Source organism: Marinoscillum luteum, from assembly GCF_044005705.1.
In the GTDB taxonomy this organism is placed as follows: Bacteria; Bacteroidota; Bacteroidia; order Cytophagales; family Cyclobacteriaceae; genus Marinoscillum; species Marinoscillum luteum.
Genome location: NZ_JBIPKE010000020.1, coordinates 152,179 through 166,856, shown reverse-complemented (window position 1 = coordinate 166,856; position 14,678 = coordinate 152,179). Strand labels below are relative to the sequence as shown.

Genomic DNA, 14,678 nt, shown 5'->3' with positions numbered 1-14,678 from the left:
TTTAGCGCTTGATGAATTTGATAAGTTGAGCACCTCTGCCTTGAATAGAGATGAAATAGATTCCCGGGTTCAACGCTGAAATGTCGAGCTCCATCAGTTCCTGACTGATAGGGAAATTGGCTATTGTCTTTCCTGATACATCTGACAGGCTCAGCGTATGAGAGATATAGTCTTTCCTGAGCGATACCCTCAGAAGCTGATCAGCCGGATTGGGCCAAATACTCATTTCCAATTCACCTCCCATATGTAGAGGGTCACAGTTTCCTACTACTATGACATTCACTACTTCAGAGGTCTCATTCCCCGATAAATCAGTCAAGGTTACCGTGATCTCCTGGGTGCCAATGTCATCACACCCAAAAGTTTCTTTAGAGAGTTTGATCTGATCCAAACCGCAATTGTCCGAACTTCCATTATCCACCGCTTCAGGGGTGAGGGTGGCTGTGCCCAGGGGATCTAGCTGGATAGTAAGACCTTGAAGAATGGCCGTGGGGGCATTGCGATCCAGAATGGTAACAATGGTGCTACCTACAGTAGTATTACCATCTTTGTCCGTGAGAGTGATTACCACTTCGTTATTTCCTAAATCATCACAGGTGAAAGTGTCCTTACTGAGGACAAAACTTTCAATGCCGCAATTATCGGTGCTGCCATCATCAATGTCCTCGCTTGAGATAGTTGCGGTTCCGAGATCATTTAGGTCTAGGGTGAGTTCTTTCAGGTGAGCTGCAGGAGCCATTTGATCGGTCACGGTCACCAGTGTGGTGGCTGTGGTTACATTCCCGCTGGCATCCTCCAGCGTTATCGTGATTTGGTTTTCACCGAGATCCTCACAGGTGAAAGTGTCCTTACTGAGGATAAAGCTTTCAATGCCGCAACTATCGGTGCTACCATCATCAATATCCTCGCTTGAGATACTTACGGTTCCCAGATCATTTAGGCTTAGGGTGAGTTCTTTCAGGCGAGCTACAGGGGCAACTAGGTCGGTTACGGTCACTAGTGTGGTGGCTGTGGTCACATTCCCGCTGGCATCCTCCAGCGTTATGGTGATTTCATTTTCGCCAAGATCCTCACAGGTGAAAGTGTTCTTACTGAGGATAAAGCTTTCAATGCCGCAATTATCGGTGCTGCCATCGTCAATGTCCTCGCTTGTGATAGTTACGGTTCCGAGATCATTTAGGCTTAGGGTGAGTTCTTTCAGGTGAGCTACGGGGGCCGCTAGGTCGGTTACGGTCACAAGTGTGGTGGCTGTGGTCACATTCCCGCTGACATCTTCCAGCGTCACGGTGATTTCATTTTCACCGAGATCATCACAGGTGAAAGTGTCCTTACTCAGGATTGAGCTTTCAATACCGCAATTGTCCAGGCTTCCGTTGTCCAGGTCTGCAAATGTCATTGTGGTCAGTCCATCGGCTTTCAGCTCCACTGTGGCTGTTTTCAGCGAAGCGATAGGGGCCAGGGTATCAAGTAGGGTTACCTGTATAGGTGCCTGTGTGGAGTTACCACTGTGGTCTTCAGTGGTAACGGTAATTTCCTGAGTACCCAGGTTTTCACAGCTGAATTCGGATTGGCTGACACTGGTGCTCATAATACCACAGTTGTCAGAAACAAGGGCCATAGACTGATCCAAAGTGATGATGGCGGCACCAGCAGCATTCAGATATAAAGTGAGCGCACCATCCTGCACTTTTGGACTTAAGGTATCGGCAATGCTGATAGTAACCTGCTCACTGGTGGTGTTGTCATGGGCGTCAGTGGCCGAAATGCTGACTTCCTGCGGGCCCACGTCTTCACAGTAAAAGTTTCCCCGTTCCATGCTCATGGTTATGGTTCCTGAATAGGGGTCATAGCTTTCTCCTGCTATGTTATTGGCTGTGAGCGTAACTGCCCCTGTTGGATCCAGGTAGAACAGGGTGTCCGAAGGAATAAGAATTGGGGGAACATCGTCTATTACCGCCACTACTAAGGTATTTTCGAATGTTCCCCCGCCGCTATCACTAACCTGAATGCGGATAAAATATTCACCAGCCGCCAGATGAGCATTCAGGATGATTAGGGCATTTTCTTGAATTTTGAACAGTGAGTTATGCGTACTGCCTTCACCCTCTATCAGGGTGTAAGTGTGCAGGTTATCTGCGTCAGCATCTTCTGTGCTTAGAAGACCCACTTGAGTATTTTCTCCCGATGACTGCAATACGATTGTATCTGACAGCCTGAGGGCACTGGGGCTACGGTTAGGGTTGATGGTATTGAGCCAGTATTGGGTGAGTGCAAAGTCCGAGCTGATTTCATTTAGCCCGGTGACTAGCACGTCCAGGTCACTGTCGCCATCCACATCGGCCCATTTGGCAACACCGAAGGTCACTTGGGGTAGATAGGCTTGGGTATCAGTGAAGCCATCACCGTCATTTCTTAGTACAGTGGAGATGTACTCGGAGTTGCCAGTATCACCTACCAGGAGGATATCAAGGTCACCATCATGGTCATAATCTCCCCATTCGGCATGTCCAAAGCTTACGCCCGGAAGAATTGCCTCTGTGTCCACGAAAGTGTTATTCTGGTTTTGATAGATGATGGTTCGGGGGGTTAGATCAATGTTTCTGCCAGCAGCGAGCAGGTCCAGGTCGCCATCGTTATCATAGTCGCCCCAGTTCAAGGCAGACTCAGAGAGGCCCTCCAGGCTTATTGTTTCAGAAAAGGTGTTGTCAGTATTGAGGTAAATGATGGTGTAAAGAATAAACCGCCCGTCACCAGATAGTGCCAGGTCCAGATCACCGTCATTATCATAATCGCCCCAGGCCAGGTCTCCATAGGATACTCCGGTGAGGGGACTATCAGTGTCCACGAAGATGCCGTCATCGTTACGGTATATTTTACTTATTTTATCGCTAGACGCTGTGATGCCTGATAGTGCCAGGTCCAGATCCCCATCTCCGTCGTAATCGCCCCAGGCCATCGCCCCGGATGAAACTTCAACTATGTTGGCTTCTATGTCTACAAAGGAGCCTTCATCATTTCGATATATTTTACTCGAGCCGCCCACTGCCAGATCAAGGTCTCCATCTCCATCAAAATCACCCCATTTGACGGGGCCATCTTCCGCCATTTCCAGTCCGGCTTCTATATTGGTGAATACACCCTCATCATTCCGGTATATGCTGATGGTGGCTGGCGTTCCGGTGATTACCAGATCCATGTCTCCATCCCCATCATAGTCACCCCAATCTGCTTCGCTGAAGAAGAGGTTGGGAAGTATAGCGGAGTTGGCACTATCCAGAACAAACTCATCAATGGGTATTATGTCGTCAACCACCTGAATGTTGAAGGTATCTGTAAGTGTAAGCTCCCCATCAGTCACGCCTATGATGATCGGGAAGGTACCGGCCCACATATTGCGTGTATTGTTCACATACAATTGATTTTCGGAAATGTGAAATGCGCCATTGTAGATTCCGGACGCTTGCGCATTGTACACAAGGCTAAAGGTGAGTACGTCGGAGGTGTTGAGGTCGTGGCTTGATAAATCACCTATGAGGGTGTTTTCTCCTGCAGATAGATTGACTTTAAGGTTGCTGAGGTGAAGGGAATCCGGACCAAAGTTGGGGTCGGTGCTGTTCACCCAAAACTCGGAAAAGGGGGTTGAAAATTCCTCACTCAGGCCGGTGATGAGTACGTCCAGGTCAAAATCATTGTCATAATCTGCCCATTTTACTTCACCGTAGTAGGTGAGGGGAAATTCTTCGCTCAACGCATAAAAAGTGCCGTCAATGTTTTCGTAAATTCTGGCGATGGAGGTTCCCTGACCGGTGGTGTCGCCGGCGATCAGGATGTCCAGGTCATCATCTGCATCAAAATCACCCCACTGGACGGAGCCAAATAAGGTGCCTGTAATGGGTGCTTCTATATTGATAAAGTTGCTGATGTCATTTCTGTAAATGAAGCAAACCACGTCCAAATCCACTGTTTGCCCGGAAATGAGGAGGTCAGGATCTCCATCCCCATCATAGTCTGCCCAATCCTGATAGGCATTCGTAAGGCCAGTGAAAGCAAACTCTGTGTCTGTGAATGTGTCATTGTCATATTGATACAATCGAGCCTCTATGTTAAAATACCCATCACCGCTAATGAACAAATCAAGATCACCATCCAGGTCATAGTCAACCCAATGGACCGTGCCGGCGATTTGTTCCAGGTTGGTCTCTGTATCCACAAATACACCATTGTCATTTCTATAGATATAGGCGTCATTTTCAAAGTCGATATTGCTACCGCTCATGGCTATGTCCAAATCGCCATCTGCGTCATAGTCACCCCATCTGGCATCACTGTATCCGGTTTGTCCAATCGGAATGAGGTTGGCTTCAATGTCCTGAAAAATACCGTTAGTGTTCTGATAGATGATAGACAAAGGCCCATTGTCACTCATTCCGGTAATCAGGAGGTCAAGGTCACCGTCTCCGTCAAAATCGCCCCAGTCCATAGATCCTCCATAGAATGGGGCGATTTCTGCTTCGATATTCAGCAGTGTTCCGCCCTCGTTTCGGTATATTTCACAGGTATTTCCTGCATTAGAAATTCCATTGATCACCAGGTCTTCGTCTCCATCCTGGTCGTAGTCCCCCCAGGCGATGTTGCTGAATCCGACATCCGTGAGTGCGGAAGAGAGGCTTTCTGATTTTGTGAAGGTTTGTGCTGTGGAAAAATTGAGAGCGATCAATACGCTAACAACAAGTACTGAGTATTTCATGATCTGGCTATTTGGTTTGGTGAGACAAACCTCTGAAGATCATGGTGGGGTGGGTGTCAGTTTTGTTGCAAAGACTTCCGCTTTTGTAGCAAAAGGGGTATTTATTAGGATTTTCCTAAGAATTGATCGGTTTTTTACCCACCTCACCAGGGGTGATTCCGAACTCCTCCCGGAAGGAAGATGCGAAATATCCCGGACTGGAGAAGCCGGTCATATAGGCGATTTCAGAGACATTCCCAGCTTGCTTTTTCAGTAGGTCGAGCGCCCTTTGCAGTCGCATGGTTTTGATCATTTTCTTTGGAGACTGCCCAATGATGGCTGTGAGCTTGCGGTGGAGCTGGCTCCTGCTCATGCCAATGAGCTCACCGAGTTTTTCTACTGTAAAGGTGTCATCAGCCAGATGCTCTTCCATGAGGCCGAGCACTTTATTGAGAAACTGTTTGTCAAGTGATGGTACGTCCAGGTCGTCAGCTTTTGTGATGAACGTATTGGAGAATTTATTTTGGATCTTCCTGCGGTTGATCAGCAGCGTGGAAATCCTGGCCATCAGTTCTTTTCTGTCAAAAGGTTTCACCACGTAATCATCTGCGGTAGATTCCAATCCCTTCACCTTGCTGGATGAGTCCCCCTTTGCGGTAAGCAGTACGATAGGGATATGACTGGTAAGTTCATGGGTCTTTAGGATCCTGGTGACTTCTATTCCATCTTTTTCGGGCATCATCACATCACAAAGGATCAGGTCGGGAAGTTGCTGCAAAGCCACGTCTATACCCTGTTTACCTGTTTCGGCAGTGAGAATATGGTAGGTGCCCTTCAGTAGATCCGTCAGATAGGCCCGGATCTCCTCATTATCATCGATGATAAGTAATCGGTCCGCCTCAGCGGGTTGGAGATCGATAGGGCTGCTTGCATCATCTGTGCCAAGCGCCACGGGGGATGTCTGGTGGTTAACTTCAGTTTGTTCTTGGATACTTGCTTCAGGGAAGTCATGCTTTCCAGCAGGCAAGGTGACCTTGAAGGTTGAACCGGAACCTGATGTGCTTTCCACTTCGATAGAGCCATTCAGACGATCCACCAGAGCTTTTACAATGCTCAGCCCAATGCCAGAGCTCCCTTGCAGGTCGCTCTCGGTATGATAAAACCGCTCAAAAATGTGCGCGAGCTGATCTTCAGAAATGCCACGTCCTGTGTCCGCCACGGTTAGAACGGCCTGTTCGTGACTGTTGGTTTCCAGTCGCACTATGATGCGTCCTCCATCAGAAGAAAACTTGAAGGCATTCCCAATGAGGTTGATCAAGATTTTCTCAATGCTGTCCTTGTCAAACCACACCTGGGTAGACTCCTCGGGTGTTTCCACAATCAGGTCTATTTTCTTGACCTCACTCAGGGCTTCAAATGAGCTGGCTATTCCTCTAACAAAAGCGCTCAAGTCTGCCTGAGCCATGTGGAGGGGCAAGACTCCTGCTTCCAGTTTAGAGATGTCCAGGATTTGTTCCACCAGATTCATCAGGCGTTTCCCATTTTGATCAGCAAGCCTTAGTTGTTTAAGCTGTTCGTCGGTGAGGTTGTTGCCAAAGTCTATCAACTGGCGCACAGGTCCGGAAATGAGGGTAAGAGGGGTTCGGATTTCGTGAGAGATGTTGGTGAAAAAACGCGTCTGCAGAGCATTTACTTCCTTGATCTGCTCAGATTGTCTGGTGATCAGTTCTTTGTCGTGCTCCAGTTGCTGATTCTTTCTATTGATCACACTCAGGTAGTATTGGTTGGTGGCATAAAAAACCTGAAAAATGAGCAATAGCATCAGAAAAAGAAAAACAGGGTTGTAGTTAAATTCTGCATCTACCTGCTGGTTGATCAGTTTTGGGAGGTGAAAAGAAACCAGGCCTGCTACGAAGAAGAAATAAATTTTCAGTTTGCTGGTGAATAGCATGACGGCTGAAACTGACCAGATCAAAAAGTAGTATTCGTAGGAAAAGAGGGGATTGATAAAAGTGGCCAGCACAAAAATGATGCTCCAGGTGATCAGGTGGAAATTGAACCTGCAAAGTCTGAAACTCCATTTGAGGAGAAAGAGGTTTCCAATCATCAGGGCAATCAGTCCTAAATCAATAAAAAAGGGTTGCCGGTCAAATGGCCTGATGTTTACAATCATTCCCAACACACCGGTGAGCACGGTGACCATGTGGCCATAAATGAGGTACTTGGCTTTGCTGGATACCACCCAATCGGACGTGTCGAGTCTGTCGGGTAGAAAGTATTTCAATAGTTGGTTGACCATGGATGCATGTGGGTTTCAGGCGAAAACAGTATATGCAAGGTCAAATATCATGATTAATCCTCAAATGGATTGATAAAACAAAGAGGGGCCACACTTCATTGTGGCTCCTCTTTCTCTACGGATGATTAACATTAGTCCTGGCTACCCAGAGACGCTATGCTAGCCTCTAATGACGCAATTTTGGCTTCAGCATCTGCCAGCTTTTTCTTTTCCATGGCTACCACCTGCTCAGGTGCTCCGCTCACGAAACGTTCATTGCTGAGTTTTTTCTCTACCGAATTTTTGAACCCTATCGTATATCCCAGCTCTTCTGTTAGCTTCTTGCGTTCAGCTTCCACATCGATTTGCTCAGTCACCGGCACAAATAACTCATGCGACTGTACTACAAAGCTGAAGCAGTTGTCCGGTTTTTCTTCCGTGAAGTCCAGGGATGACACATTGGCCATTTTCTGAATGGAGGCAGAAATCTGTTCGAAAAGTGCATGGTCGGAGGTATTGACCATCAGGGCAAGTTCTTCTTTCGGAGAGAGCCCTTTGCTATTGCGCAGGTTCCTGATGTTGGTGGTGATTTCAAATAACAAATCACCTGAAGTCAACACACTTTTGTCAAAAGGCTTACTTTCAGGCCATGCCGCTTTGATCAGACAATCGTTTTCGTCTCGCTCCTGTATGGTGTGCCAGATCTCTTCGGTGATGAAAGGCATAAACGGGTGCAGCGTCTTCACCACCAGCTCAAAAAAGGCGATGGTTTGATCATAGGTCTTCTGATCTATGGGCTGCTCAAATCCCGGCTTGATCCATTCGAGGTACCAGCTGCAGAAGTCATTCCACACCAGCTTGTAGGCTGTCATGAGGGCGTCAGAAAGGCGATACTTGGAGAAGTGATCCTCCAGCTCCTCTTTGGCGGCATAGAAACGACTCTCAAACCATTTGGCCGCCAGGGCGTTTTCCTCACTTTGAGGCTGATCCACTGTATTCCACCCTTTCACCAGGCGGAAAGCATTCCAAAGTTTGTTGGAGAAATTTCGACCTTGCTCAACCAGCTTTTCGTCAAAAAGCAGATCATTTCCGGCAGGAGAGGAGAAGAGCATCCCGGTGCGAACACCATCTGCTCCATATTGCTTGATGAGATCCAATGGATCTGGGGAATTACCCAGCGACTTGGACATTTTCCTTCGCTGTTTGTCACGTACTATACCGGTTAAATATACATTTTTGAAGGGTTTGTCACCCTTGTACTCATAGCCGGCAATGATCATTCTGGCTACCCAGAAAAATAGTATCTCGGGGGCAGTCACCAGCGTGTCGGTAGGGTAGAAGTAGTCCAGCTCAGCGTTTTTGCCGTTGATCACCTTACCAGTTTCTTTATCAAAGCAGTTCTCATTGAAACCATCAAACACCGCCAGAGGAAACAACCACGAGGAGGCCCAGGTATCCAATACATCTTCATCTTGCTTTAGGTCTGATGCAGTCAGTTGCTTTCCGGACTTTTCACAGGCCAGGATCACCGCTTCTTCCAGCGACTCAGCCACTACATAGTCCTCTTCTCCTTCGCCATAGTAATAAGCGGGGATTCTCTGTCCCCACCATAGCTGTCGGGAGATACACCAGTCACGTACATTCTCCATCCAGTGGTTGTAGGTGTTCTTAAACTTTGGTGGATAGAGGAGTATTTCGTCTTCCATCACCACCTTGTGGGCGGTGCGGGAGATTTCTTTCATTTTGATGAACCACTGCAGGGAAAGCTTGGGTTCCACCACGGTGTTGGTACGCTCGGAGCGACCTATTCTGGTGACGAAATCCTCTTCCTTAAGCAGAAACTCCGCGGCTTTCAGGTCTTTTACGATTTGCTTTCTCACCACAAACCGATCCACGCCCACAAACTTGTCGATGCCACAGTTTTCATTGAGGGTGCCATCCAGGTTGATGGTGTCTATCACCTCCAGTCCATGGCGCTGACCTATTTCATAGTCATTGGGGTCGTGGGCCGGAGTTACCTTCAGGCAGCCTGTACCAAAGTCCAACTCCACATAGTCGTCCCCGATGATCGGAATCTCACGGTTGACAAACGGCACAATGGCCTTTTGGCCAATGAGATGAGCATGACGCTCATCCTTGGGGTTGACAGCAATGGCTGCATCACCCAGAATGGTTTCAGGGCGCACCGTGGCGATCGTCACGAAATCATCAGAACCAGCAATTTTGTATTTCACATAATAGAGTGTGGCATGTTCGCCGCCCTCTTTGTAGATCACTTCTTCATTGGAAAGGGCAGTCTTGGCCTCACAGTCCCAGTTGATCATTCTAAGGCCCCGGTAAATAAATCCTTTCTTATAGAGGTCATTAAATACCGAGATCACGGCTTTGTAGTAGCCTTCATCCATGGTGAAAGAGGTGCGGTCCCAGTCGCAGGAAGCTCCCAGTTTTTTGAGTTGCTCCAGGATGATGCCTCCATATTTTTCTTTCCATTCCCAGGCATATTTGAGGAATTCATCGCGAGACAGGTCACTCTTTTTAATGCCTTTTTCACGAAGCATGGCCACTACTTTAGCTTCTGTAGCGATGGAGGCATGGTCTGTACCAGGTACCCAGCAGGCTTCTTTACCTTCCATTCGTGCCTTTCTGATGAGGACATCCTGGATGGTGTTGTTGAGCATATGACCCATGTGGAGCACACCAGTGACGTTTGGAGGGGGGATCACAATGGAGTAAGGTTCTTTTTCAGGATTTACCTTGGCTTTGAAAAAACCTTTTTCCATCCAATGGCTATACCATTTGTCTTCTGTTTGTGCCGGGTCGTATTTATTAGAAATCTCCATCGAGAAGTGTCGAATATTTTGATATATGATTTAAAGAGCGCAAAGTTAATTCTTTAATTGGAAGGAGAAACCGGGTTCTGCGCCATGAAAATATTTTTGAACAAACTAAATCCGATAATTCTTTATGTTACGTACGTTAGTCAGATTTCTGCAAATGGAATCTTTTAAAAAAACTGAATCAATCAACCTATTTTAAAAAGATATGATAACTAACCCTGCGATTACCCACCGTTCAAATTCACAAGTTAGACAAGAGGAAAAAAGAGATGTAATGTGGAAACAGCTACTGAGCCTCACATTGCTTTATGCTTCTGTCATTATTGGCTGGATTGCATATTACAACTATCAGCCCAAGCTTCTGGAAGCATACAATTTCACTGACCTTACTTTATTCCTATTTGTGGTGCAAGGGATCATTATGGTTATTACACCGATGATTGCGGGACGTCTGGGAGACAGATTCCGTGGTAAGGCGGGTAAACGTCTTCCGATCATTTCAGCGGGTGTGAGTTTTGCAGCTATGATTTTCATGGCCACAGCTTTTACCTTGTATACTGAACCAGGGCCTGTTTTCAAATGGATCCTGCCGGGACTGATTACCCTTTGGTTGTTTTCCATGGCGCTTTTTACCAGTCCGGCTATTTCTACTATCGAGCTCTTCGTTCCGGTGAAGAAACTACCAACCGCCATGGCAATGCTAACCATTGTCTACGGGTTGTTGTACTCTATAGAGCCCATTATTGTAGATATTATCGATTTTCTGGGCGCTCCTCTGACCTTTGTAGCTGGTGGTGTTGCTGTGTTTTTTAGCGGATTTTTAATGAGGAAAAACACCAAAATAATGGTGGATGTTCCCAAGAAGACGGAGCTGGCCAAATCTGACTATACCTATGCATTCGTGTTGGGAATTGCTTTGGGCCTTGCTACTACTTTGCTATTCAATATGTTCCCGGATTGGTTTGAGGCGAAGAACTTCCATTTATTTGGGATATCGGGTAATGGCGCCGTATCGGTAATTCTGGCCGTGGTGGCCATCTTGTCCCTTCCGCTGAGTAAGTTTACAGAGAGCCGGTCTATTTATTTCACCATCCTCCTGAGCATTCTGGCCTCCTTTGCAGTGGTAGCAGGTATTTATTTCACAGACAATTACGCACTGCTGGTGATCCTTATTTTACTCTTCGCCATGTTTTATAGCATGATGTCCGTAAGCTTTTTGCCATTGGCACTTACAGTCATTCGTGACCAGCACAAAGTCTTCGGAGTGGGCGTGTTCTTTGCAGGGTTCGAACTTCCCAACGGTATTTTGGAAGCCATCTTAGTCGCACAGGGTAATTTCTAAACGGCTTTTTTGATAAGGCATTGTAACCTTATATCATTGCATCTGTTAATTCAAACAAACAACAGGATAGCATGATAAAAGCTAACAACCCCCAATTGAAATCATGGATACCCACCAAGGCAGATTCTGACTTCCCCATTCAGAATCTGCCTTTTGGTATTTTCAAAAATGGAGATGATCACACCGGCGCGGCCTCTGCCATTGGTGATTTTGTCATCGACCTGAAAACCCTTTACGATTTGGGATACTTCGATGGGCTTTCGCTGCCCAAGGAAGTGTTTTCTAAAAACACACTCAATGAATTCATCGGTCTTGGAAAAGAAACCACCCGTAAGGTAAGAGAGAGGCTCTCTGACTTACTGGAAGTCTCCAATACTGAGCTTCAGCATAATGAAGCCGTTCGGTCTTCCGTCTTTATTCCCATGGATCAGGTGCAAATGCTGTTGCCGGTACATATTGGAGACTACACCGATTTCTACTCCAGCGAACAGCATGCTTACAACGTTGGTTGCATGTTTCGTGACCCGGATAATGCCCTCATGCCCAACTGGAAGCACATTCCCGTAGGCTATCATGGCCGGGCTAGCAGCATTGCCGTTTCGGGTACCGACTTTCATCGGCCCAAAGGACAGACCATTGCTCCTGATGCCCAGGCTCCGGCTTTTGGTCCCACCAAAAGACTCGATTTTGAATTGGAGATGGGTTTTATCACCGGGAAGGCCAACCCACTGGGTGCCTCTATTCCAGTGGCTGAAGCCGATGAGTATATTTTTGGTTTTGTACTCTTCAATGACTGGTCGGCCAGGGATGTGCAGAAATGGGAGTATGTTCCGCTGGGCCCCTTTTTAGCCAAGAATTTCTTCTCATCAGTCTCACCATGGATAGTTACCATGGATGCTTTGGAGCCATTTCAGGTGCCTGGTCCGGTGCAGGACCCGCAGGTGCTTCCTTACCTGGAGCTCCCAGACAGAAAGAATTTTGATGTAAACCTCAAGGTGTTTATTCAGCCGGAAGGGTCAGAAGAAAAGCAGGTGTCGCATTCCAATTTTAAGCACATGTACTGGAACGTGAATCAGCAGCTGGCACACCACACTGCGAACGGTTGTAACATCAACGTAGGGGATTTGTATGCCAGCGGAACCATCAGTGGGCCTACCCCGGAAGCTTACGGAAGCATGCTGGAACTGGCCTGGATGGGAACCAAGCCCATTCCAATGCCCGATGGTACAGAACGTAAATTTATCCACGATGGTGACACGGTGATCATGCGCGGATATGCTGAAAAGGATGGTGTGCGCATAGGTTTCGGTGAAGTAAGAAACAAAGTTTTACCTACACTTTAGCACCATGGCAAAGATCAAACCTTCTGACGTCTCCGTTCCTGAGTTTCATCAACTCCTGCTGGGGACTATAGCCCCCAGGCCCATCGCTTTTGCCAGTACGGTGGACAAAGAGGGGCACGTCAACCTGAGTCCTTTTTCTTTTTTCAATGTGTTCAGCGCCAACCCTCCGATATTGGTCTTTTCACCTGCCAGAAGGGCTCGGGACAATTCCACCAAGCACACCCTGGAGAATGTATTGGAGGTACCTGAGGTAACCATCAGTATTGTGAACTACAGCATGGTGGAGCAGATGTCGCTGGCCAGCTCGGAGTATGACCGTGGAGTGGATGAATTTGTGAAATCAGGCCTGACCGCCGTGGCTTCAGACACCGTGCGGCCACCACGAGTGGGGGAGGCTCCTGCCGCTTATGAGTGTAAAGTGATCGAGGTGAAACCTTTGGGTGAAAATGGTGGTGCCGGCAATCTGGTGATCTGCGAAGTGCAACTTGCGCACATTTCAGACGATATTTTCTTGAATAGTAAAATTGATCCTTTTAAATTGGATGCTGTCTCCCGTATGGGGGGTGATTGGTACTGCAGGGCTCAGGGAGACGCACTTTTCGAAGTAGTAAAACCAATTAAAACCAAAGGAATGGGAGTTGATAACATACCGAAGAGCATTAGAAACAGCAAAGTACTCACAGGCAATCACCTGGGTAAGCTTGGAAATGTCGAAAGCATACCCTCCGAGCAGGAGGTGAATGATTTTGCCAATGAACCCGAAGTGAGTGCGATTCTCCAGTATGTAGACCATGAGCCCGATCGCATTCAGGAGGAGCTTCATAAGCTTGCAGCCCAGCATCTGGATGCAGGTGATCCACTGGCTGCATGGAAGGTCCTTTTGCAGGAATACTAAGCCAGAGTGGGCTTTTTGAAAGTTTTTGCCCCTCACCATGTGATTAACACATTGATCTTGGTGGATTTACCCCTTATTAGGTAGTGCGATTAACAAGGGAATTGCGGAAGTTTACCGATGTATCTTCCGGAGTCCCTGAAACAAGCTATTAACCGGTTGTTTTTTAGCAACTGTGGCATTTCGGGTTTAATTTTAGGAAGATGTTTCTTAGCGAAACTTGGAGGTAAAATTGGCGAAATGAAAAAACTTTTACTTACTGCACTACTGGGCGGTGCAATGACCTGCCTTCAGGCACAGGATGTCAGGTTTACACAGTTCTATCAGGCACCGGTCTATCTCAATCCCGCTTTTACGGGAGCCTCTGGCGCTGCAAGGGCCGGGATCAACTACCGCAAGCAGGGCAACTCAGAGGAGGCGGCTTATACTACCTTTTCTGCCTATGCCGATTATTACTTCAAGGATTTTTATGCCAGTGCGGGACTCCTTTTTATCTCTGATGAAGATGCGTACAGTGGTTATATTTCTCAGACTGTGGCCGTTCCATTGAGTTATGATTTTTCTATCAACAAAAAGGTGACCGTGAAGCCGGCACTTCAGGCTTCCTATACCCGTCAGGGGATCGATTTTAGTAAATTTCTTTTCTCAGATCAGATAGATTCGGATGGCAATGTGAGTGGAGGCGGCACCTCAGAGCCACTGGCTGTCAACGACCGCATCAGCTTTTTTGATGTCTCGGCCGGAGTGCTTACCTATGGCGCTAACTGGTGGTTTGGCTACTCCATGCACAATATGCTGGAAAACAACATCTCTTTCGTGGAGGGCGGAAACGCCACCCTGCCCATCAGATACTCCGTACATGGGGGTGTGAGCGTGAGCCTGGCCGAAAAGGGCCGAAAGTCCAGGTCAAAGCTGAGAAGATTCGTGATGCCCACCTTCAACTACGTGGCTCAGGGGGGCTTTAGTCAGCTGGATGCGGGAGCCATTCTGCAGTATGAACCAATCCTCTTTGGAGCACTTTACCGGGGGATACCCAATCCATTTAGCGAGGGTGAATACTCCGCAGTTTCCTGGATCATCGGTGTGACCAAATTTGATTTCTCTGTGGGCTACAGCTATGACATGCCCCTCAATAACAGAATCAATCCGGGAGGGGTGCATGAAATATCAATTTCGCTCCTGTTTGATCCCTCTGATCCCAATGCTACCCCACGCTCCGCCAAGCGTCTGAAGTGTCCGATCCCATATTAATACCAAACC

General features: G+C 47.4%; 7 protein-coding genes. 4 read left to right on the top strand and 3 right to left on the bottom strand.

The genetic code is table 11. The features are described 5' to 3' along the window. Window position 1: 1 nt before the first annotated feature. The 3 genes from ACHKAR_RS18705 to ACHKAR_RS18695 all read right to left on the bottom strand — a co-directional run bounded on the left by ACHKAR_RS18705 (window position 2) and on the right by ACHKAR_RS18695 (window position 9,844). Window positions 2–4,747 (bottom strand): T9SS type A sorting domain-containing protein, encoded by a 4,746-nt coding sequence (locus ACHKAR_RS18705; protein WP_395418934.1) that lies wholly within the window; start codon window positions 4,745–4,747, stop codon window positions 2–4. A gap of 115 nt (window positions 4,748–4,862) precedes the next feature. After that, entirely contained in the window at window positions 4,863–7,025 is a 2,163-nt protein-coding gene (locus ACHKAR_RS18700) for a hybrid sensor histidine kinase/response regulator transcription factor (RefSeq protein WP_395418933.1), read from the bottom strand. Window positions 7,026–7,156: 131 nt separating this feature from the next. After that, window positions 7,157–9,844, bottom strand: a complete 2,688-nt coding sequence (locus ACHKAR_RS18695) for a valine--tRNA ligase (protein WP_395418932.1) — start codon at window positions 9,842–9,844, stop codon at window positions 7,157–7,159. Window positions 9,845–10,115: 271 nt separating this feature from the next. On the opposite strand from ACHKAR_RS18695, the gene ACHKAR_RS18690 reads away from it, so the two are divergent. The 4 genes from ACHKAR_RS18690 (at window position 10,116) to ACHKAR_RS18675 (ending at window position 14,669) form a co-directional block, all read left to right on the top strand. Continuing rightward, complete coding sequence (locus ACHKAR_RS18690; RefSeq protein WP_395418931.1) at window positions 10,116–11,183, top strand: MFS transporter; 1,068 nt, start codon at window positions 10,116–10,118, stop codon at window positions 11,181–11,183. A gap of 71 nt (window positions 11,184–11,254) precedes the next feature. Beyond that, window positions 11,255–12,526 (top strand): fumarylacetoacetase, encoded by a 1,272-nt coding sequence (fahA, locus tag ACHKAR_RS18685; protein WP_395418930.1) that lies wholly within the window; start codon window positions 11,255–11,257, stop codon window positions 12,524–12,526. A gap of 4 nt (window positions 12,527–12,530) precedes the next feature. Then, on the top strand, window positions 12,531–13,421 hold the full coding sequence (locus tag ACHKAR_RS18680; protein WP_395418929.1) for a flavin reductase family protein: 891 nt from the start codon (window positions 12,531–12,533) through the stop codon (window positions 13,419–13,421). A 237-nt stretch (window positions 13,422–13,658) separates the two neighbouring features. Beyond that, complete coding sequence (locus ACHKAR_RS18675) at window positions 13,659–14,669, top strand: PorP/SprF family type IX secretion system membrane protein (RefSeq protein WP_159581207.1); 1,011 nt, start codon at window positions 13,659–13,661, stop codon at window positions 14,667–14,669. Window positions 14,670–14,678 lie beyond the last annotated feature (9 nt).